The organism is Alteromonas sp. KC3, assembly GCF_016756315.1.
GTDB lineage: Bacteria > Pseudomonadota > Gammaproteobacteria > Enterobacterales > Alteromonadaceae > Alteromonas.
In genome coordinates this window covers 3,019,918-3,040,562 of sequence record NZ_AP024235.1, presented here as the reverse complement: position 1 = coordinate 3,040,562, position 20,645 = coordinate 3,019,918, and the positions used below count along the sequence as shown (strand labels likewise).

General features: G+C 44.6%; 19 protein-coding genes and 1 pseudogene. 14 read left to right on the top strand and 6 right to left on the bottom strand.

Annotation, left to right across the window (positions count from 1 at the left end; all coding sequences use genetic code 11):
• Position 1 precedes the first annotated feature (1 nt).
• The gene (locus tag JN178_RS13550) at positions 2-1,108 is read left to right on the top strand and encodes a phosphotransferase family protein (protein WP_202262008.1); all 1,107 of its coding nucleotides are present in this window, start codon (positions 2-4) and stop codon (positions 1,106-1,108) included.
• Entirely contained in the window at positions 1,108-1,860 is a 753-nt protein-coding gene (locus tag JN178_RS13545; RefSeq protein WP_202262007.1) for an SDR family oxidoreductase, read from the top strand. Before JN178_RS13550 ends, JN178_RS13545 begins: the two co-directional genes overlap by 1 nt.
• 77 nt (positions 1,861-1,937) lie before the next feature.
• Here the strand turns inward: JN178_RS13545 and rpsT are convergent, their stop codons facing one another.
• On the bottom strand, positions 1,938-2,201 hold the full coding sequence (gene rpsT / locus JN178_RS13540) for a 30S ribosomal protein S20 (RefSeq protein WP_202262006.1): 264 nt from the start codon (positions 2,199-2,201) through the stop codon (positions 1,938-1,940).
• A 358-nt stretch (positions 2,202-2,559) separates the two neighbouring features.
• On the opposite strand from rpsT, the pseudogene murJ reads away from it, so the two are divergent.
• From murJ to JN178_RS13485, 11 genes and pseudogenes are all read left to right on the top strand, one after another.
• Positions 2,560-4,136 (top strand): annotated as a pseudogene (gene murJ / locus JN178_RS13535) (murein biosynthesis integral membrane protein MurJ).
• Positions 4,137-4,230: 94 nt separating this feature from the next.
• The gene (gene ribF / locus JN178_RS13530) at positions 4,231-5,151 is read left to right on the top strand and encodes a bifunctional riboflavin kinase/FAD synthetase (RefSeq protein ID WP_202262005.1); all 921 of its coding nucleotides are present in this window, start codon (positions 4,231-4,233) and stop codon (positions 5,149-5,151) included.
• Between the two features lie 173 nt (positions 5,152-5,324).
• The gene (gene ileS, locus JN178_RS13525) at positions 5,325-8,144 is read left to right on the top strand and encodes an isoleucine--tRNA ligase (protein ID WP_202262004.1); all 2,820 of its coding nucleotides are present in this window, start codon (positions 5,325-5,327) and stop codon (positions 8,142-8,144) included.
• Positions 8,137-8,667 carry a signal peptidase II gene (gene lspA, locus JN178_RS13520; protein WP_202262003.1) on the top strand — a complete coding sequence of 177 codons (531 nt, stop codon included), beginning with the start codon at positions 8,137-8,139 and terminating at the stop codon, positions 8,665-8,667. Before ileS ends, lspA begins: the two co-directional genes overlap by 8 nt.
• A gap of 14 nt (positions 8,668-8,681) precedes the next feature.
• Positions 8,682-9,149, top strand: coding sequence for an FKBP-type peptidyl-prolyl cis-trans isomerase (fkpB, locus tag JN178_RS13515; protein WP_159627000.1), 468 nt, complete (start codon positions 8,682-8,684; stop codon positions 9,147-9,149).
• 2 nt (positions 9,150-9,151) lie between these two features.
• Positions 9,152-10,096: a 4-hydroxy-3-methylbut-2-enyl diphosphate reductase gene (gene ispH, locus JN178_RS13510; protein WP_202262002.1), complete on the top strand. Its 945-nt coding sequence runs from the start codon at positions 9,152-9,154 to the stop codon at positions 10,094-10,096.
• A gap of 379 nt (positions 10,097-10,475) precedes the next feature.
• The gene (locus tag JN178_RS13505; RefSeq protein ID WP_442859709.1) at positions 10,476-11,126 is read left to right on the top strand and encodes a type IV pilus modification PilV family protein; all 651 of its coding nucleotides are present in this window, start codon (positions 10,476-10,478) and stop codon (positions 11,124-11,126) included.
• Complete coding sequence (locus JN178_RS13500) at positions 11,123-11,989, top strand: PilW family protein (RefSeq protein ID WP_202262001.1); 867 nt, start codon at positions 11,123-11,125, stop codon at positions 11,987-11,989. Before JN178_RS13505 ends, JN178_RS13500 begins: the two co-directional genes overlap by 4 nt.
• Positions 11,986-12,549, top strand: coding sequence for a pilus assembly PilX family protein (locus tag JN178_RS13495; RefSeq protein ID WP_202262000.1), 564 nt, complete (start codon positions 11,986-11,988; stop codon positions 12,547-12,549). Before JN178_RS13500 ends, JN178_RS13495 begins: the two co-directional genes overlap by 4 nt.
• A gap of 8 nt (positions 12,550-12,557) precedes the next feature.
• On the top strand, positions 12,558-16,628 hold the full coding sequence (locus JN178_RS13490) for a PilC/PilY family type IV pilus protein (protein ID WP_202261999.1): 4,071 nt from the start codon (positions 12,558-12,560) through the stop codon (positions 16,626-16,628).
• A 1-nt stretch (position 16,629) separates the two neighbouring features.
• On the top strand, positions 16,630-17,094 hold the full coding sequence (locus tag JN178_RS13485) for a type IV pilin protein (RefSeq protein ID WP_202261998.1): 465 nt from the start codon (positions 16,630-16,632) through the stop codon (positions 17,092-17,094).
• A 20-nt stretch (positions 17,095-17,114) separates the two neighbouring features.
• Here JN178_RS13485 and JN178_RS13480 read toward each other — a convergent pair whose 3' ends face one another.
• Genes JN178_RS13480 through JN178_RS13465 form a run of 4 tightly spaced genes read right to left on the bottom strand, consistent with a single transcriptional unit; the run spans position 17,115 to position 19,352 of the window.
• A complete protein-coding gene (locus tag JN178_RS13480; RefSeq protein WP_202261997.1) occupies positions 17,115-17,387 on the bottom strand; it encodes a hypothetical protein in 273 nt (90 codons plus the stop codon).
• Positions 17,377-18,264, bottom strand: coding sequence for a hypothetical protein (locus JN178_RS13475; RefSeq protein ID WP_202261996.1), 888 nt, complete (start codon positions 18,262-18,264; stop codon positions 17,377-17,379). Before JN178_RS13475 ends, JN178_RS13480 begins: the two co-directional genes overlap by 11 nt.
• Positions 18,265-18,276: 12 nt before the next feature.
• A complete protein-coding gene (locus JN178_RS13470) occupies positions 18,277-18,873 on the bottom strand; it encodes a prepilin-type N-terminal cleavage/methylation domain-containing protein (protein WP_202261995.1) in 597 nt (198 codons plus the stop codon).
• Positions 18,867-19,352, bottom strand: coding sequence for a pilus assembly FimT family protein (locus JN178_RS13465; protein WP_202266724.1), 486 nt, complete (start codon positions 19,350-19,352; stop codon positions 18,867-18,869). Before JN178_RS13465 ends, JN178_RS13470 begins: the two co-directional genes overlap by 7 nt.
• A gap of 138 nt (positions 19,353-19,490) precedes the next feature.
• Here JN178_RS13465 and JN178_RS13460 point away from each other — a divergent pair, with 138 nt between their 5' ends.
• Positions 19,491-19,883, top strand: coding sequence for a type IV pilin protein (locus tag JN178_RS13460; protein WP_202261993.1), 393 nt, complete (start codon positions 19,491-19,493; stop codon positions 19,881-19,883).
• Between the two features lie 20 nt (positions 19,884-19,903).
• Here JN178_RS13460 and JN178_RS13455 read toward each other — a convergent pair whose 3' ends face one another.
• Positions 19,904-20,488, bottom strand: coding sequence for a GspH/FimT family pseudopilin (locus tag JN178_RS13455; protein WP_202261992.1), 585 nt, complete (start codon positions 20,486-20,488; stop codon positions 19,904-19,906).
• Positions 20,489-20,645 lie beyond the last annotated feature (157 nt).

The following is a 20,645-nucleotide window of genomic DNA, read 5'->3' as shown; positions in this document are numbered from 1 at the left end:
TATGTCACATAATGTAGTAGATAGAGCGGACAGTGTTCGAATTGGAGAAGAACTTAACACTGAGGCCGTCGATGACTGGCTAAAGTCGTCGTTGTCACAGCAGGCGTTAACAGCCCCTAATACTAAGCTAACGCTAGAAGGTAAGCCTAAAGTAACCCAATATGCGGGTGGTGCGTCTAACTGGACTTACTGTCTTGACTATGAAAATACGTCGTTAATATTGCGCAGAGCCCCTGCAGGCACCAAAGCAAAAGGTGCACACGATATGGGGCGAGAATATCGCCTGCAAAAAGCGCTTAAACCTGTATATCGCTATGTACCTGAAATGTTGGGGTTTTGTGATGATGAAAGCATCATTGGAACTGACTTTTATGTTATGGAGAAGCTCACAGGTATTATTCCCCGAAAAAATCTGCCTAAGGGGCTAGAAACCACCGAGTCGCAAACTAAACTGCTGTGTACCAATGTTCTCGATAGCCTGATTGAATTACACAAAGTGGACTTTAAGAGCACAGGGTTGTCGCACTTGGGCAAAGGGCAAGGGTACATAGAAAGGCAAATAAGCGGGTGGAGCGAGCGTTACAGTAAAGCAAAAACCTGGAATGTGCCATCGGGTAAAAAGATTATGCGTTGGCTTGAAAAGCATATGCCCATTAACGAGCGCATATGTATAACGCACAATGATTTTCGCTTTGATAACGTGGTGCTTAACCCAAATAGCTATACCGAAATTATAGGTGTGTTGGACTGGGAGTTGGCCACACTAGGCGATCCATTGATGGACTTAGGCAATACATTGGCTTACTGGGTACAAGCTGATGATGACTTTTTAGCACAGTCAACCCGAAGACAACCGACACACCTGCCGGGCATGTTGACGCGCAAACAGGTAGTGGCGTACTACTGTAAAGAAATGGAAGTTGATGTAGAAGATTTTACGTTTTACGAGGTGTATGGTTTGTTTAGATTAGCGGGTATTGCTCAGCAAATTTATTATCGCTATCACCACGGACAAACAAACAACCCAGCATTTAAAAACTTTTGGATTTTTATACATTATTTAATGTGGCGATGTAATAAAGCCATAAAAGCATCAGGAAAACGATAATGACAACAAGACAAAATATTCTGATCACAGGTGCAAGTTCAGGACTTGGCAAGGGAATGGCCATTGAGTTTGCAAAACAAGGTTGTAATTTGGCGCTGTGTGCAAGACGTGTAGATAACCTCGAAAAGGTTAAGCAAGAACTATTAGATTTAAACCCTAATATCAATGTGTTTATTCGCGCATTAGATGTCAACGACCACGATGCGGTCTTTGAAGTATTTGATGCTTTCAAAGCCGATATGGGACAGCTAGACCGCGTTATTGTAAATGCTGGAATGGGCAAGGGGGCTTCAATAGGTACAGGTTTCTTTCATGCCAACAAACAAACGGCCGTTACTAATTTTGTGTCAGCATTGGCGCAGTGCGAAGCGGCAATGGCTATCTTTAGAGCCCAAAATAGTGGTCACCTTGTCACTATTTCATCGATCAGCGCAGTGCGTGGTTTCAGACGTGCTATGACGGTTTATGCTGCAACAAAAGCAGGATTAACCTCTATGACTGAAGGGATTAGAATGGATGTGATGAATACACCCATTAAGGTGACGTGTATCCACCCGGGTTTTATTCGCAGTGAGATAAATGAAAAAGTCGAAAAAGTCCCTTTTATCGTTGATACCGATGTTGGTTGTCGAGCAATGGTGAAGGCGATAAATAAAGAAAAAGCGAATGCATACGTACCAAGCTGGCCATGGGCGTTACTGCATTGGGTGATGCGAATTGCGCCTGCAAGTAGTATGCGAAAGATGAGCTAATACACAAAAGCACAATTATAGTTGAGCAGATACAAAAAAAGCGCCGTAAGGCGCTTTTTTACTACTAATCTTAAAGATTAACCTAGTGCTTTGATTTGTGCAGCTAGACGGCTCTTATGACGAGCAGCTTTGTTCTTGTGAATCAAGCCTTTAGTAGCCATTCTGTCAAGAATCGGAGTAGCAGCAGTAAGTGCAGCTTGTGCAGCTTCTTTATCGCCACTAGCGATAGCAGCAACTACTTTTTTGATGCTTGTACGAGTCATTGAACGGCGGCTAGCGTTATGCTGGCGACGCTTTTCGGCTTGGATTGCACGCTTCTTAGCAGACTTAATGTTAGCCAAGGTGTAACTCCCAAAATAAATTCATGTCAAAAACGAGGGTGCGGATTGTGCCTAGCAAACGCCTAAATGTCAAACGATTTAAAACTTAAATCGTACCGCGTTAAACGCGCAAGCTATTGAACACAAAGTATGCTCAACACGTTGCACATTCTTTGCGACATTTTTAGCGGACATTAAGAGAGCGCAACGCTCAACCATGGCATCCCATATCGGGCGCGGATTATAGCAAGAAACTTACTAAAGGTGCACAACTATTTTGAATAAATCGTTTCACCCTCACACACCTTTGGTTATCATGATTTAATCATTCTTTATTATCACAGTGCGGCGCACCTCATCTTCTGCGTTTCGGCACTTTATAACCTGGAAGTATTACGTGTCGCGCAAGTTAATTAAATCGGGAATAATCGTCAGTGTTATGACACTGGTCTCACGCGTGCTAGGACTTGTTCGCGATGTGGTGGTGGCACGTCTTATGGGCGACGGTGCGGCAGCGGATGTATTTTTCTTCGCAAACAAAATCCCTAATTTTTTGCGGCGTTTATTTGCTGAAGGCGCTTTTGCTCAAGCGTTTATTCCGGTGCTGACGGAAGTACACGAAAATGATGATAAGCGGCAGTTGCGAGAGTTTGTTGCGAAAGTTAGCGGCACACTCGGGGCTATTGTTTTCGTCGTCTCTATTATTGGGGTGATTGCATCTCCTGTTTTGGCTGCGCTTTTTGGTACGGGCTGGTTTATGGATGGCTTGAAGGCGACGAAGCAGGGGATAAGTTTGTGCTTGCCTCTACTATGTTAAAGATCACATTCCCTTATCTGGCGTTTATCTCATTAACGGGGCTAGCTGGCGCCATTCTCAACACGTTAAATAAATTTGCCGTGGCGGCATTTACGCCCGTATTACTGAATGTTTGTATAATAACGTGTGCTATTTTTCTTGCGCCTACCTTTGAACAGCCCGCCTATGCGCTTGCTTGGGGGGTATTTATTGGTGGTATTGTCCAGTTTTTATTTCAACTTCCCTTTTTGTTTAAGGCTGGCTTATTGGTAAAACCTAAATGGGGATGGCACGACGAGAATGTCGTTAAAGTGCGCACGCTCATGATACCGGCACTGTTCGGTGTATCGGTCGGTCAAATTAACTTGTTGTTTGATACGTTTATTGCCAGTTTTCTTGTTACTGGGTCAATCAGCTGGCTGTATTATTCTGATCGCCTGCTGGAATTTCCTTTAGGGCTATTTGGTATTGCCATTGCTACTGTAATATTGCCTACGCTGTCGCGAAACCATGTCAGCAACAACCCCAAGGCTTTTTCAGCCAACATCGATTGGGCATTTAGAATGGTATGTCTGTTAGGTATTCCAGCTGCCGTGGGCCTTGGTGTTATGGCGCGTCCTATCCTTACTGTGATATTCCAACGCGGTGCGTTTACCGCAGAAACGGCCATCATGGCGTCCTATTCCCTTACCGCGTATTCATTCGGCTTACTCAGTTTTATGTTGGTAAAAATATTGGCACCGGGGTTTTATTCTAGGCAAGACACTAAGACCCCCGTTAAATTCGGTATTTGGTGTATGGTTGCCAATATGGTGTTCAATTTAGTGTTGGCGGTTCCTTTTGGCTACGTTGGACTAGCAATCGCTACCAGCATGTCTGCAACATTAAATGCAGCACTGTTGTACATTACGCTTCATCAACAGGGGGTTTTTGTACTTAGTCGTACCTCTGTATTATTTATTTTGCGTGTGGTAATCGCGAGCGCGGCGATGGGAGGGCTTATCTACTACCGCGATAAAGGTCTCGCATTTTTTGAACTGTCGTTGTCTACTCAAATGCTTGAGGTAGGAATGACAATCTCAATGTCTGTTGTGCTTTTCCTTATCACAATGTTGATATTGGGAATGCGACCTCGGCATTTTAGAAGCGGCGGCGACTAGCGTTTTGGTGGCTGGCTTACGCTTGGTATTGTGCTCGTGGTCGGCTATAATCGCGAGCTTTGATTTTCTAGCAGTTATAAGGTAGTGGCTAAAAGTGGAATTTATCCGCGGGCTAAACAATGTAAAACCGCACCATAAGGGGTGTGTGCTCACTATTGGCAAGTTCGACGGTGTGCACCGTGGCCATCAGGCTGTGTTAGCTAATGTGCTTGAAAAAGCAAAGTCTCTTTCACTGCCTGCAACTGTCATGGTGTTTGAGCCTCAACCTGAAGAAGTCTTTATGCCTGAAAGGGCGCCAGCGCGAATCAGCCCACTTCGTGAAAAATACGAGTTGCTCAAACAGCAAGGCGTCGATAGATTGCTAGCGGTGCGCTTCAATGCCGAGTTTGCCAAACAAAGTGCGGACACTTTCGTACACGATCTCCTTGTCGACAAATTAGGCGTTAAATTTCTTGTTGTCGGTGATGATTTTCGTTTTGGCAATGGACGCAAAGGCGATTTTGAAATGCTCAAAGCTGCTGGTCGCCTATATGGTTTTGAAGTTGTAAGTACGCAAAGCTTTACTATGCATGCACATCGCATTAGTTCAACCGCTGTAAGAGATGTATTAGCTGATAGCGAGTTCGGGCTGGCTACTGAAATGCTAGGCCGACCATTTGCCATTCACGGCCGCGTGGTGCATGGCGAAAAGAAAGGGAGAACCATCGGGTTTCCTACCGCTAATGTGATGCTTAAACGACAGAAAACACCTATACACGGCGTTTTTGCAGTTCGCGTTGACATAGAGGGCAAGCACTACAATGGTGTGGCAAACATAGGTCGCAGACCAACCCTTAATGGCGAGCAAAATCAATTAGAAGTGCATATTTTTGACCTATCAAGTGATTTGTATGGAAAGCCAATAACTGTTTTTCCTATGGTCAAAATAAGAGACGAAATTAAATTTGCTTCGTTTGAAGCATTAAAAGACCAAATTCAAGCAGATGCTGCACAAGCGCGTCTGTTATTAGCGTAGTTGTTCGTGATAAAGTCACGCAAAATATACGCATAAATTTACTTGCTGCACTGTTTGGCGTTTGTAAAAAATGGCGCGGATAAAATAAGCAGTGCGGCAAAACAAAATTGAACGCCTTCACAATGCCTACTCGGCAATAGGTGAAACCCAAGGTAACCGGATAATACAATTTTATGAGTGATTACAAAGCCACATTAAACCTTCCAGAAACTGCGTTTCCAATGCGCGGTAATCTTGCTCAGCGCGAGCCAAAAATGCTTAAAGACTGGCAGGAAAAAGGGGTATACAGCAAAATTCGTGAAGCGAAAAAAGGTAAAAAGCCTTTTATTCTTCACGATGGCCCTCCTTATGCAAACGGCGACATTCATATTGGTCACGCAGTAAACAAAATACTGAAAGATATTATTGTAAAGTCTAAGAACTTATCCGATTTTGATTCTCCCTATGTACCAGGGTGGGATTGTCACGGTCTGCCAATTGAGTTGATGGTAGAAAAGAAAGTTGGTAAGCCGGGCAAGAAAGTAACGGCTGCAGAGTTTCGCCAAAAATGCCGAGAATATGCGCAGAAGCAAATTGACGGGCAAATGGCTGATTTCAAGCGCCTGGGCGTTTTCGGTGAGTGGGACAATCCTTACAAAACCATGGATTTTAAGTCTGAAGCAGACATCATTCGCGCGCTCGGAAAAATTGTAGATTCTGGTCACCTTGAAAAGGGCTTCAAACCTGTTCATTGGTGTACTGACTGTGGTTCAGCGTTAGCTGAAGCAGAAGTTGAATACAAAGACAAAGTATCACCTGCTATCGATGTAAAGTTCCCTGTTGCTGATAGTGGCGCAATAGCTGAGGCGTTCGGCGTTACAGAAAGCGATCTGCACGCGCACAAAGCTGGCGTGGTAATTTGGACAACGACGCCTTGGACACTGCCTGCAAACCGCGCTATCAGTCTGCATCCTGAACTGACGTATGCAATTGTTGAAATTCAACCTTCGAAAGAGTGGTTGGTTGTAGCGCAAGACCTACTAGAAAGTTGTATGAATCGCTATGGGGTTGAAGACTTCCGCGAAGTAGCAACGTGTACAGGTGCTGCGCTTGATAAGCTTAAGGTTAACCATCCGTTCCTAGACCTAGAAGTGCCGCTTATTCTTGGCGAGCACGTAACCACTGAATCCGGTACTGGTTGTGTTCATACGGCCCCAGCACATGGTGTAGACGACTTTAACGTAGGTAAGCAATACGACATTGAAGTGTATAACCCTGTTGGTAATAACGGTGTTTATCTTGAAAACACGCCGTTGTTTGCCGGACAATTTGTATTTAAAGCCAACGATGAAATCATCGAAACTGTGAAAGAAAAGGGCAACCTTGTTCTTAACGTTAAATACGAGCACAGCTATCCACACTGCTGGCGTCATAAAACACCTATCATTTTCCGTGCAACACCACAGTGGTTTGTCAGCATGGACAAAAAAGGGTTACGTGCAGAGTCACTTGAACAAATCAAACAGACTAAGTGGATCCCTGATTGGGGCCAAAATCGCATTGAAAAAATGGTAGAAGGCCGTCCAGATTGGTGTATTTCTCGTCAACGTACTTGGGGTGTGCCAATTCCACTATACGTACATAAGTTGACTGGTGAAATTCACCCTGAGTCAGCTGCGCTTATGGAAAAAGTGGCGTTAGAAGTTGAAGCTAAAGGTATTCAAGCGTGGTGGGACATTGACGATGCGGCCCTTCTTGGCGGAGAGTTAGAGCACTACGAGAAAGTAACGGATACTCTAGATGTATGGTTTGACTCGGGTGTGACACATTATTTTGTTGTTGATCAGCGCGATGACATTCCAGCATCAGCAGATCTTTATCTTGAAGGCTCTGACCAGCATCGTGGTTGGTTTATGTCGTCACTGATGTCATCGACTGCGATGCATGGACATGCGCCTTATAAAGAAGTACTAACCCACGGCTTTACCGTTGATGCTCACGGTAGAAAAATGTCTAAATCGGTGGGTAACGTAGTTGCACCACAAGAAGTTACCAACAAGTTAGGTGCGGATATTCTTCGTCTTTGGGTTGCATCAACTGACTATCGTGGAGAAATTGCGGTATCAGATGAAATTCTAAAACGCGCCGCCGATTCGTATCGTCGTGTACGCAACACGGCACGATTCCTACTGGCAAACCTCAATGGGTTCAAAGTAGAAGACGCAGTTGCTGAAGATGACATGGTAGCGTTAGACCGCTGGATTGTAGCTCGCGCCAAGGCGCTTCAAAGTGAGCTAATCGACGCGTATAACAATTACGATTTACTCGTTGTGTCGCAGAAGCTTATGCACTTCTGCTCCATCGAGCTAGGTTCGTTCTACTTGGACGTGATAAAGGATCGCCAATACACTGCAAAAGCGGATGGTGTAGCACGTCGTTCTTGTCAAACTGCGATGTACCACATTATTGAAGCGTTAGTGCGCTGGATGGCACCGATTACTAGCTTTACTGCACAAGAAATCTGGGAAACGTTACCAGGTGAGCGCAGTGAGTTTGTTTTCACTGAGACCTGGTATGAAGGCTTCAGTGATTTTACACAAAGCGACACGTTCAACGATGAACTATGGCACCAAGTACTAAGTGTGAAAGACGCTGCTAACCAGGCAATGGAGCAAGCGCGCAAAGATGGCGAGCTAGGTGGTTCATTAGAGGCAAGCATTTCACTTTATGCGTCTGAGTCACTTTACGATGTATTAGCAAAACTGGAAGACGAACTTCGGTTTGTGCTTATCACTTCTGGTGTGAGCTTGACCAAGGTTGAAAGTGCGCCAGAAGGTGCGACAAAAACCGATGTGGACGGTTTGTGGCTAAGCGTTGATAAAGCAAGCGGAGATAAGTGTGTTCGTTGCTGGCATCATCGTGACGATGTAGGTACACATGAAGGCCATGAAGAACTATGTGGTCGCTGCGTTACCAATATCGATGGCGATGGAGAAGAGCGTCATTATGCTTAACCTTTTTCGCGATACCGGTCTTCGATTTTTATGGATAAGCGCAGTTGCGTTTATCCTTGATCAATGGAGTAAGTATGCGGTGATTGACAGTATGTCGTTGTATCAATCGATACAAATATTGCCGTTCTTTAACCTGACCTATGTGCACAACTACGGTGCTGCTTTTAGCTTCTTAGATAGTGCAGGTGGTTGGCAGCGTTGGTTTTTCACTGCTATAGCAGTTGTTGTTAGTGTCGTTATATTGTGGTGGTTAAAGCAGTCTCCTCGGTCGCAAAAAATGTTGCCGGTGGCGTTTGCGTTCATCCTTGGTGGTGCCCTAGGTAATGTGTATGACCGTCTTGTTCACGGCTATGTTATCGATTTCCTCGATTTTTACGTAAACAACTATCATTGGCCAGCCTTTAATATTGCTGACAGTGCCATCTTTATTGGTGCAGCGCTATTGATTATCGACATGGTCAAAAATGGTGATAAAAGCAATAACGCCAACAAAAGCGTACAAAATAGTGAAACCTTAAAGTAAGTTTCGGAAAAGTCATGACAGATTCTTTAGTAATTAGTGCTGACAGCGAAGTGATTCTTCACTTTGACTTAAAGTTAGAAGATGGCTCTGCGGCAGATAGTACGCGAGTTAACAACAAACCCGCTAAAATGGTAATGGGTGATGGCAGCCTTACTCCTAACTTTGAGGCGTGTTTGTTAGGCCTTAAGAAAGGTGACAAAAAGGCGTTTACGTTAGCGGCAAACGACGCGTTTGGTGAGCCAAACCCAAACAATATTCATTATATGGATAGAAGTCGCTTCAGTGCCGATTTGAGTATCGAAGAGGGGATGATCTTGGCTTTTTCTCAGCCTGATGGCTCTGAAATACCGGGTATTATTCGAAGTGTGGCAGGCGACTCTGTGACAGTAGACTTCAATCACCCTCTTGCGGGGCAAACTGTCATCTTTGATGTGGAAATTGTCGATGTTAAGCCAGGTGCTTCGGCACAAGAGGTAAATTAATCATGCAGATTCATTTGGCAAATCCCCGTGGTTTTTGCGCAGGCGTAGACAGAGCGATCACCATCGTAGAGCGCGCTTTAGAAATGTTTGAACCGCCTATTTACGTTCGACACGAAGTTGTTCATAACAAGTTTGTGGTTGACGGTTTACGCGAGCGCGGTGCCTTGTTTGTAGATGAGTTACATGAAGTACCTGATGATAGCATTGTCATCTTTTCAGCACATGGTGTATCACAAGCGGTGCGAAAAGAAGCTGATGAGCGTGGACTTAAAGTTTTCGATGCGACCTGTCCATTGGTGACTAAGGTGCATATGGAAGTAACAAGGGCGAGCAAAACAGGCACGGAGTGTATCCTTATAGGCCATGCTGGGCATCCAGAAGTAGAAGGTACGATGGGGCAATACAGCAATGAAGATGGCGGGATTTATCTTGTGGAATCCGAGGCTGACGTTGCAACATTAGAAGTTAAAGACCCGACTAATTTATACTATTGTAGTCAAACTACTCTGTCGGTAGATGACACCGCGGATGTGATTGACGCCTTACGTGCAAAGTTCCCTCAAATTAATGGCCCACGCAAAGACGATATTTGCTATGCAACGCAAAATCGCCAAGATGCGGTACGCGACCTTGCCCAAGACTGCCAAGTCTTGTTGGTTGTAGGGGCACAAAACAGTTCTAACTCTAACCGCTTAAGAGAACTTGCTGAAAAAATTGGCGCCAAAGCGTACCTTATTGCCGATGCAAACTGTATCCAAAAAGCGTGGTTAGACGGTGTCGAGCACATCGGAGTTACTGCTGGCGCGTCGGCACCCGAAGTATTAGTTCAAGGCGTAGTAAACCGATTAAAAGAGTGGGGCGCTGTGTCTGCGTCTGAACGCGCTGGTCGTGAGGAAAATGTCGAGTTCGCGGTTCCTAAGGAACTGAGAGTTAAACAAGTCATTTAACCTACATTCCTTAATACGTACTTTTTTAAAACACCGCGCATTGTCGCGGTGTTTTTGTTTCCACTTTAAGACAAAAAATGTAATTGGGTATTAGGAATAATTGCCGATACCTATATGCACAGCCACCGTATTGTATTTATGGCAATAACTTGATTTTATAACATCACAAGCGCGATGAAGTGTGGCATCGTTTATGTTGTTCTCATCCAATAGACGGTTGCTGTTAGCAAGTAGTCAGTAAGTTAATTCAAACTTTGCGTGCGCGTATCGAAAAATTATACGTTTTAATAACCAAGAATACGCAGTCACTTACCGTTTTGTCTTACTATACTACAGTGGCAGTAGTGCCAAATGTAATCTCACGTAGATGGCAGTAATGATGATAACAAACAAGGTGACAACGAAGCCTATTATGCAAGACCGCTTCTTCAAACATCATGGTGCAGGGTTAATTGAAATCCTAATTACGCTATTTATACTCGCTGTCGGGCTACTTGGTGTTGCTGCTTTACAGTTTACGGGGTCGTTTGCAAACAAAGATGCCATTAGCCGCACCCAAGCTGAAATGGTGGCCTCTCAGGTTGCTGAACGGCTTCGAGCCGCAGCACGTCCTGCCTCGGTGGGAGATGGCATGGTGGTGCCTAATAATTACTTTTCTGCCAATACGTATAACTTTGCTGGTCTAAGTTGTTCTGGGTCGTCTCACCCTTATCGTTGTTACTGCTTAGTGAGACCGGCGGGTATTCCCAATTGCGAAGGTCAAGACTGCAACGAAGTGCAAATGGCAGCTTATGATGGTTGGGCATTGTCTTGCTCGGCTGTACAAACTAATCCTCAAACAAAAGTGCGAGTGAGCTGCGACGATAACAACAATGCTGATGTGTATAGTTGTAGTGCCGGCTCTCGCGTAGAGATTTTGTTAACGTGGCCGGTGACGTCATCGGGCAATCAAAAGTATACGCTCAATGCGCGATGCAATGCAGCAGAAGGTGATAGTAACGCCTGCGTGTTTAAGGATATCACGCTATGAGACGTATTCCCCACGCTCCAGCGCACCAAAATGGTTTTTCACTGGTTGAGTTAATGGTAACGCTAACGCTGGGCTTGTTGATTTCTGCTGCCGTTATCCAAGTGTTAGTGAGTAGTAGCGTAACTAACAAGCTCAATCAAGCGGTGGCGCAGGTCCAAGAGTCGGGACGATTTATTATGGGTCGCCTATCGGCTGAGTTCTACGAAGTTGGGCGCTACGATTTGGTAACGGCAAATATCGACAATTCAGTTGATACCATTGCTGAAGCCGCTTATGTACAAAATAATCCCATTGCCATACCTGGCGACTTTGGCTCTATAGCTAGCCTGGGTAGTGTGCAAACCGCATCAGGTGGTAGCGACAAACTCGTGGTGAGTATGCTGGGAACAGAAGATTGTACGGGCAATAACCATGGCTACGCAGTCGATGCTGAGTTTCATGTTGTGAATCACTATTTTGTCAGTGGCAATGCGCTGAAATGCACCGGATACGACGGACGTGTATTGCGAGGTTTAAAAGTACAAGCTGTTTCACCCAGTACAGTGACGCTGCTTGACAACGTTGAAAGCTTTCAAATTCAGTTTGGCGTTTCAGACACTATCACGTCTTCTAGAGGTCAAGCTATTAGATACGTTACTGCCGATGAAATTGGTGGGCTGCGCAATACAAATCAACAAGTTGTATCTCTTCGGTGGGCGTTAATGCTGAAAAGCTATCAAAACGAAGTACAGCAAACGCAAGCGCAGAAATACGCCTTGCTTAATGAAGCCGCAAGGACAATGAGTACTTCTCATTATTACCAAGTTTTTTCTAAGACATTGGCGCTTCGCAATATGAAGAATTTTGTAAGGAGTTCGCAATGAGGCAACAAGGTTTGGTCATGGTGTTTGCACTACTTGTACTCTTGTCCATTACGGTATTAGGAGTAAGCGCCGTTACTAGTAGTTTATCTCAGTCGAAAATGGCCGTGTCGATGCAACAAAGCGGATTGGCTTTCGACGCTGCAGAGTCGGCGATCGCGGGCGTATTTTTTGAATCAGAAGATGAAGTGTTGTTAAGTGATGCAACCAAAACTGACCCACTATCTGAAGCGCGCCAAGGAAATATATTTGACCCTGTAGCAGATACTATGAGCTGTTTTGATGAAGGTCAGTGGACTGACCGATATATGACCGAGGGAGGGCTGGCCGTTGGGGATAGGCATGTTACAGACGGTACCTATCAAACTGCTGCCTCCTCAAAAAGCTGGTCGCGTACCGCGTTTGTGAGAGAGCAAGCGTGTCGTGGATCAAGTAATGTTATAGGCGGCAGTAATATCAACTGCCATATGTTTGTTATTCGTGGTTGTGGAAAGGTGTCTGGTAAGTCGTCAGTGGTAGCTAATACACTCGCAGCATCTGTATTCGGACCAGCATCTCAGTAGGTGGCGTTATGAAGAAAATCTCAAGTTATCTTGCCTCCATTACACTTTTTAGCTGTATTGGCTTTTCCGCGGTTGGTGATGACCTCGATATTTATTTAGGTAATGCCAACAGTGCGGTGACCTATAACCCAAATGTTCTGTTTATAATGGACTCATCAGGCAGTATGGGCGGGTATGATGGAACGTCGCAGACACGAATGTTGAGAGTGCAGAACGCACTTAAAGAGGCCCTTCAGTCGGCAACCAATATCAATGCTGGTCTTATGCGCTTCTCTGACTACGGTGGCCCCATTCTTTATCCCGTGCGTAACATTGATGAGGCAGTGAGACCTGAAATCATTATTTCGACAAGTGAAGATGACCATGATGCACATGAAATCGACGGCACGGTAACCACGCAAAGCAACGATCTTGTGCTAAGTAGCGGCACCAAAACGGTCACCTCTGGCTTGCGTTTTACAGACCTTAATATCCCACAAGGTGCAACGATTGTTAGTGCTAGCATTCGATTTACTTCAGAAAAATTCAACGTAGCAGGCACATCATTTACTATTGCAGGCGAAGCGTCTGCTGCAAGTGCTGCATTTTCAACGACCAATAACGACTTGTCCTCACGCACGAAAACGGGGGCAAGTGTCGAGTGGTCAACAGATAATAGCTTCCCCTCATCGGGCGAAGTAATCACTACACCAGACATCAGTAGTGTTATTCAAGAAATCGTCGATTTGAGTGCTTGGTGTGGCGGTAAATCACTGAATATTCTTATTGAAGGAAGTAGTACAGACTCGGCGAGTAGTCGAGAAGCAAGAGCAAGTGATGTTGGGCAAAGTGGTGCGCCACAGCTTGTTATTTCCTATGACGATTCAACCGCTACTGGTTGTATTCAAGGTGAGGGAATTTATCAGGTTGGTAACTCAAAAGATAACTCTGAAGAAGACACTAATGGCTACCCGAATACCGGTAACGAGCTGACATTCAATTCTTACTATAACGACAATATTGGTATTCGTTTTCGCAATGTTAACATTCCTCAAGGTGCGGTAGTAACCGAGGCGTACCTTGAATTTACCGCATACAGCACACGTACTTATGGTAATGCGAGTATGCGTATTCGCGGTGTTGCCGATGACGATGCAAGCGACTTTCACCCAGATAGACGTTATCGATTAGCAAACCTGCCAAAAACGTCAGGTGTTACCTGGTCTATGCCATATTTTTACAGCAATAGTGAATATCGCTCTCCAAATATTAGTAGTATTGTTAAAGAGATAGTCGATCGTAGCGGCTGGGTTGCTGGCAACGATATGGCGTTTGTTTTAGATGATTTTGTGTCGTATCGCGGAGCCTATACCTATGGCGGCTCACCATCAAAAGCGCCCAAACTTATCGTCAAGTTTAACGGTTCAGCAACGCCTGGCGCTTCTGCTACGGTAAGAGAGCATTTAATCAGTAAAATTGACGAACTCAGTGCCAATGGATTCACCCCTATAGTTGATACGCTCCTAGAGGCGACAAACTATTACGGTGGATTGGCAGTTGATTACGGTTTGCGACGTGGCCAGGGTGATGTCAGCAGTTCGGTACGACGTAGTACCCGAGTCAGTCACAGAAGTTCGTATCTGGGTGCTGACTCTATACTGCCGTCGGGTTGTACCGTCGATAATTTATCAAGCAGTAACTGTATCAACGAAGCTATCCCAAGCGGTGCAACTTACATCTCGCCTGTTTCTGACCTTCAATGTCAGACCAATAACCATATTGTGTTACTTTCAGATGGTGAAGCGAACAACAACCACAGTGTAAGTAAAATTCAAACGCTGCTAGGGAAGTCGTGTACAGGAAGCGGTGGTGAAAAATGTGGTTTGGATCTCGTTAAAAATATCAGCAAATCAGAAACGTCCGTCATCGGACCCCGAGTTATCACCCACACCATTGGCTTTGCTGCCAACAGTACGGCTAACAATTTCTTAAATCAATTAGCGTTACAAAGTGGTGGTGGATTCTATCAGGCAGACAACAGTACTGATCTACTTGAAGCGTTCAATACGATTTTGCGCTCCGTAAAAGATATCAACGCAACTTTTGTATCGCCAGGTGTTGCCGTTAACCAATTAAACCGACTTACTCACCGCGATGAGCTTTATTTTGCACTGTTTAAACCTAGTGAAGGTGCGATTTGGCCCGGCAACTTGAAACGCTATCGGTTAAGCGGAGACGAAATTTTAGATAAGAACAGTTTAAACGCGGTAGATAGTGTGACGGGGTTCTTTGCTGAGAATTCTCACAGCTATTGGTCTACGTTAGCCGATGGTAGTGAAGTGAGTGACGGAGGCGCAGCCAGTAAGCTAGGTGCTAACCGCCACATCTACGTATTTGAGGACGCTGGTAGCATCGTACGAAGTGCTAATTCACTTCACGAAGACAATAGCAGCATAACGATAGGAGACTTGGCGCTTGAGAGTGAACCTGATGCAGAAGCGCTTCGTGCAGCCATATTAAAATGGGCACGTGGTGTTGATGTAAAGGATGACAACGGCGACGGCAGCACAAGTGATTACCGTCCTCAAATGGGAGACCCCATTCATTCCCAGCCTATTATCGTGAACTATGGCCTAAATGATTCAGCGATTTTTGTTGCGACAAACCAAGGTATGTTGCACTCGTTTGATACGCAAACGGGTGAGGAAAATTTCGCTATTATGCCAAAGACCTTACTTCAGAATTTACACCACTTCTACAAGGATGCTTCGTCATTTGAGCACAAGTACGGCATTGATGGCGACCTCATCTTGCGCACCGTTGATGAAAAGAAATACCTGTACGTAGGAATGCGCCGTGGTGGTCAGAACTACTATGTTTTTGATGTAACGAATAAGACAGCACCAACCTTAAAATTTAAAATTGAAGGTGGTACAGGAGAGCTTGCCAAACTTGGACAAACGTGGTCTAGACCCACAATTACCAAAGTGCGTATGGGAGACCAAGTTAAAAACGTGATGATTGTTGGTGGCGGCTACGACGACGCTCAAGATGATCGCATTGTTAGGTCGAGTGACGGTATCGGCAATGCAGTGTTTATGTTTGATGCGGATAATGGCAGTTTACTGTGGCATGCCAGTAACGCTGACGCCAACCTTAATCTCACGAATATGACATACAGTATCCCTGGGCGTATTTCCGTGATAGACAGAGACAACGATGGATTTGCCGATCACATGTATGTCGCTGATACAGGTGGACAGCTTTTCAGACTCGATATTTACAACGGCAAATCAGGAAGCAACTTTATAAAAGGTGCACGTTTAGCTGATTTTGGCGGCGACACGGCAGAAACGAATCGTCGTTTTTATTATGGTCCCGATGTTACAGAGATCGCGTTGGGTGATGAGTTGTACTACGGTGTTGCTCTTGGTAGTGGCTGGCGAGCGTCACCTTTAGACACGGTTGTTGAAGATAACTTCTACATGTTAAAAGACACTGGTGTGTTTAAGCGAGACATCAATGGTGACTATTCGTTTATGACCACCGTGTATGAAAGTGATATGTACAATGCAACAAGCCATGCACTAACAAGTAGTGATGAAACGGCGCGCGAATTAGCGGCTGCAACGTTTGCCAACAAAGCAGGTTGGTATCTAAACTTAACTACTAATGGCGAAAAAGTACTATCATCACCGCTCATTCTTGATTACAAAGTATTCTTTACAACCTACGTACCAGCTGTGAGTAGCACAAGCGCTTGTGCACCACCGACCGGCAATAGTCGTGCTTATTTGGTGAGCATGTTTAATGGCAATGCGGTCACTGATCTCAATAATAATGGTGTGCTTGACGACGGCGATCGTGTTGCTGAACTCAAGCAAACAGGGATAGCACCAGAAACTAAAATTCTTATCGAAGATATTGTTAGCCCTGTGGTGTGTTTGGGCACCGAGTGTGTATCTGCCGTTATCGAGGTGGATGAAGATGGTAACAATGAAGCCTGCATTTCAGCATTTGAATGCTTAGCGGAAAATATCTATGGACGATTTGAACGAATTCAACGCGGAAGCTGGCACTCAGAGACAGAGAGAGAATAAAATGATTAAAGGTGTTCGACAAGCGGGTTTCTCCCTTATTGAGCTTATGATTGTAGTAACGATAATCGGTATTGTGGCAGCAATTGCTTATCCTTCATATCAAGGAGTTATTGCCGATGGTTATCGCGGTACTGGACAGGCAGACTTATTGGCTTTAGCCGCGGCAATGGAGCGTCATCACAGCGGCTCTTTTAGTTACGAGGGGGCAGCGAGCGGCGGCGGTAACACAGGTGCACCAACGATTTTTGCTACTTACTCACCATCGTCAGAGCCTGCTGCTAACAAGCGCTATGACTTAACTATCGTTGCCTCAAATGCGACGTCATACCAACTTAAAGCGACACCTGTTAGTGGGTCTAGTCAGGCGTCAGACGGAGCATTATTTTATTATAGCGACGGTCGAAAAGGATGGGATCAAAATAACAACGGTAGTCTTGAGTCATCCGAGTACTGTTGGTCTTGCTAACTGGAGTGTAAAACGCTCAATCAGAGTTTAGACACAGGCTTAACCTGCAATTTCCCAAAAAGCACTATGTCATCCCAATGCTGTTCGTAGAGTGGGGTAATGGAGGCGAGTGCTTTTTGGTTCGTTTGGATTTGTCGCTGCGCTTTTGACTCAACAATTGTTATCAGTAACAACTTTGTTTGAATATAAGTATCAAGAACTAACACCGAAGTACTGACGAAAAAGAAGAGGGCAACAAGTACCTCTACTAAAGCCACTCCGCTGTTTCGAATATGCTGTTTTTCATTGCACATACCAACTCCCCGTGATTGGAATTATTTTTTGCAACGAGGGTTTGCGCTGTAAAGTCGTTAATATCTTGCTGGAGTAATGCATACTTCCCGCAATATGTTCGATTAATTGCGTATTTGATAAGAATGCACCATTGATACTCGCCCCGCTTTTCAGTGACAACGTGTATTTCGTTGGTGTAGTTGATAGGTGCACCAAAAGGCCCTCGAAAGTCGTATTTTTAGCCAATGTTATGTTGCCGTCTTTAACAATGATAAGCATAGGCGACGCGCTATTGGCATGATCTACATCGTTATCATCTATAACACAATCACCAACAACCCAATGCACACTTGCTTCTGCAAGATCATCACAGGCCTTGCGAAGGTCTGGATTGGGAAAATACAGCCCTGTTAGTTTTTTAATTTTACGATTGAATAAGAACTCAGTAATTGCAGGGGAAAAGGCCGTTGCTTGAACAATCGTCGGAATATTTAACAGGGCTGGGTAGCGCAGAAATTGTTCACCCAACGTAATGTTGTGGTTCACTGAGCTCACAGTTATGTGAAACTGCTCGAGGTGCTGTTGATTTTTAGCAAGAAGCGAGAGTGCGTTAATTGAGTGGGTTACATCAGCATTTATGTTGGGGATATTTTGGGGTGAAGTGGTACGCAACTGTGCCGCAATATCGCGTAGTGATTGAGTCAGTGAGACCTCTATATCGTCACTAGATGTAATCGACCTATCGACATCCAAAAAATGCTGCACTGCACGGGATGTTGCCCCCGTAAGAAAGGCCGTTATTGTCAAAAGGATTATCACAATACCAAGAATTACCATGCCGCGCTGTCGTCTACTTTCAGCGATAGCATTGTTAATTGAAATGCCATAGATACTCATCAGTTACCCTTGTTAACGCGCATTAGGAATGTGAATGGTAAATTTCAGGGCTGACACGATAGCGAAATTTTTTGTGCTCTTTGCATCTATTTCAACCTCATAGACACCGCCTAGTGCATTATGCTGTATGGGGGCAATTGAAAAATGCGTGATACGCAAAGACTGACTATCGGTAATATCGTGCCACCCTTTGGCTTTACATGATGCTCCCGATACTCGCTGTTCAATTGCATAGTCACGTAAACGAAAACCCATAAGTTCTCCCTCAGCTTGAGTTACCTTACCATTGTGATTTTTATCGAATGAGAAGGTGACACAACTATGCTTTTTCTCTTTTGGGAAATTGCTGATGCTAATTGAACTGCCTGCTGTAGGGCTGAGGTTAATGGGTGAGAGTACTGGCGGCATGTTGAAGTCGGCCTGGCTCAAATTGCGTTTTAAATAATGATGCAAGGTTCGGATTTCGTCCTTTAAGGCAATTTCGAGCTGCATCTGAAGAAAAGCGTGATGCAGCATTGCAACATTGCTTGTGGCGTAAGAAATGACTAGCGCGCCTAGGGTCGCTGCAATCAGCAACTCAACCAATGTAAACCCTTGAAACCTCAACATAATGCAACGCCTGAAAGGGGAGTATTTGAACAAGCCCTTACTCTGCCCAATACACTTATTGTCACTTTGCCCGTTAGTGACGCGTGAGCAATTTGCAGTGTTGTGTTGCCACCAAAAAAAACCGTCCCTAGTGGCGAAAAGGTCACATGCTTTTTGTTTTCTTTTTTGTTCACAATAGTGGCATTAAGTGCATGGGATTGTATCGACCACACTTTGTCATCAACAGCGCATTTATGAAGTGTGTGGCAGTCGCAGTTTTTGTCCACACTCACCGCAACGCAGCTGCTTTTATTCATTTGTAAATGCAGGTGCACAGGTGCTTTTAGTGAGATAGCAGCAGAGCGTGCCGTGGTAGCAAGCTCTGTAATAGCCCCTAGTGCGCGCCTAAATTCAATTTCTTGTTTCCACTTAACGAAAGAAGGAAGTGAAAGCGCACTGATAAAGCTCACCAAGGTAACGACGAGCATGACTTCTAACAAGCTATAACCCTTATATCTTAACTGTTTGAAAAGAAGAGATGTTGTGTCGCGTAAAACCATACGTTAGTTCGGTTAATCTGAAGTAGGTAAATTGATAGCGTTACTGTATCGGTGAATACACGTGAAGGAAGCTGTACTATGGAAGGGAATTGGCAGAGAAAGGCATTTGTAGCCAAAAATGAGGGGGTTACACTAGTCGAATTACTTTGCGCTATCGCAGTAGTAGGCATTATCGCCGTCGCACTACACAGTCAGGTTTTTGGGTCATCGCAAAAGGTAAATAAGCTAAAAGCAAAGGCATACATTATTGAAATTCAGGCATTGCAGGCACGCCATTGGCTGCTCACCGGATTATACTTGCCATTATCATCACTGCCTTCTGTACCAGTTGACGAGGTTACAGTGTTAGAAAACAACGTTAGCAAAAATACCTATGAAATTACGTTTAGCATGGGGTTTTACACCAACGGTGATAAGTGTAAAACCCTTGTATTGACGCCGCAGGGCGTAACGCCTAGGTCATGTATGTAAGAACACGCTAGAGAAGAGAGTTAGCTACAACTTAGCTCAGTGCCGCTTAAGTCTTCTTTAACGCCATTACCATTACTATCTACCGCAACAGAAATACGTCCATAAAGTGATAGTAATAAGGCAGAAGCATAAGCATTATCGTTCGTTTTTGGACACATTGTTATCGTGGCTGCGGTATCAATACCACCTTGTTCGTCAAATACTATGGCGCCACTGATACCGTAAATCGCGTTTGCAGAATTTAGCGGGTCACTGCTTACAATTAGTTCTTCGGTATTATCACGAGTGCCGTTGCCATTGGCATCGATAAACACCATTTTTGCATTTTTCCAATCGTTGACACACGCCGTATAGTTTTCGGTAGGGCACAAAACGACATTTGTTTGTTCGTCGACAGCAGTAAACCTAGCGCGTTGTGCTACCGCACTTAAACTATTTAAGTCAGCAGTGATTTTGTTTTTGATAAGGATGCTTTGAATATTGGGTGCCACCGATGTAAGGATAATTGCCAAGATAGCCACAGCGACTAGCATTTCCAATAACGTGAGACCGTGTTGCGATTTCAGCGAATGAAATGATGAGTTACGAGCTACGACATTTTTCATACGGTGTAATTAACTCTTTAACTTAGATTACAAATAATAAATTGTGCGATGGATCAAACACACTAATACATTATAGGTTAAACTAATTCTCAGTCGGTAGGGTATGTAATTACTCCTTAGCGCATATACGACCATACACTTAACGTGCTTATCAAAA

Excerpts from the sequence above, each read along its gene's own strand:
- JN178_RS13550 (WP_202262008.1), top strand. The coding sequence starts at position 2 with ATGTCACATAATGTAGTAGATAGAGCGGACAGTGTTCGAATTGGAGAA.
- JN178_RS13545 (WP_202262007.1), top strand. The coding sequence starts at position 1,108 with ATGACAACAAGACAAAATATTCTGATCACAGGTGCAAGTTCAGGACTT.
- ileS (WP_202262004.1), top strand. The coding sequence starts at position 5,325 with ATGAGTGATTACAAAGCCACATTAAACCTTCCAGAAACTGCGTTTCCA.
- lspA (WP_202262003.1), top strand. The coding sequence starts at position 8,137 with ATGCTTAACCTTTTTCGCGATACCGGTCTTCGATTTTTATGGATAAGC.
- fkpB (WP_159627000.1), top strand. The coding sequence starts at position 8,682 with ATGACAGATTCTTTAGTAATTAGTGCTGACAGCGAAGTGATTCTTCAC.
- ispH (WP_202262002.1), top strand. The coding sequence starts at position 9,152 with ATGCAGATTCATTTGGCAAATCCCCGTGGTTTTTGCGCAGGCGTAGAC.
- JN178_RS13505 (WP_442859709.1), top strand. The coding sequence starts at position 10,476 with ATGATAACAAACAAGGTGACAACGAAGCCTATTATGCAAGACCGCTTC.
- JN178_RS13500 (WP_202262001.1), top strand. The coding sequence starts at position 11,123 with ATGAGACGTATTCCCCACGCTCCAGCGCACCAAAATGGTTTTTCACTG.
- JN178_RS13495 (WP_202262000.1), top strand. The coding sequence starts at position 11,986 with ATGAGGCAACAAGGTTTGGTCATGGTGTTTGCACTACTTGTACTCTTG.
- JN178_RS13490 (WP_202261999.1), top strand. The coding sequence starts at position 12,558 with ATGAAGAAAATCTCAAGTTATCTTGCCTCCATTACACTTTTTAGCTGT.
- JN178_RS13485 (WP_202261998.1), top strand. The coding sequence starts at position 16,630 with ATGATTAAAGGTGTTCGACAAGCGGGTTTCTCCCTTATTGAGCTTATG.
- JN178_RS13480 (WP_202261997.1), bottom strand. The coding sequence starts at position 17,387 with ATGTGCAATGAAAAACAGCATATTCGAAACAGCGGAGTGGCTTTAGTA.
- JN178_RS13475 (WP_202261996.1), bottom strand. The coding sequence starts at position 18,264 with ATGAGTATCTATGGCATTTCAATTAACAATGCTATCGCTGAAAGTAGA.
- JN178_RS13470 (WP_202261995.1), bottom strand. The coding sequence starts at position 18,873 with ATGTTGAGGTTTCAAGGGTTTACATTGGTTGAGTTGCTGATTGCAGCG.
- JN178_RS13460 (WP_202261993.1), top strand. The coding sequence starts at position 19,491 with ATGGAAGGGAATTGGCAGAGAAAGGCATTTGTAGCCAAAAATGAGGGG.
- JN178_RS13455 (WP_202261992.1), bottom strand. The coding sequence starts at position 20,488 with ATGAAAAATGTCGTAGCTCGTAACTCATCATTTCATTCGCTGAAATCG.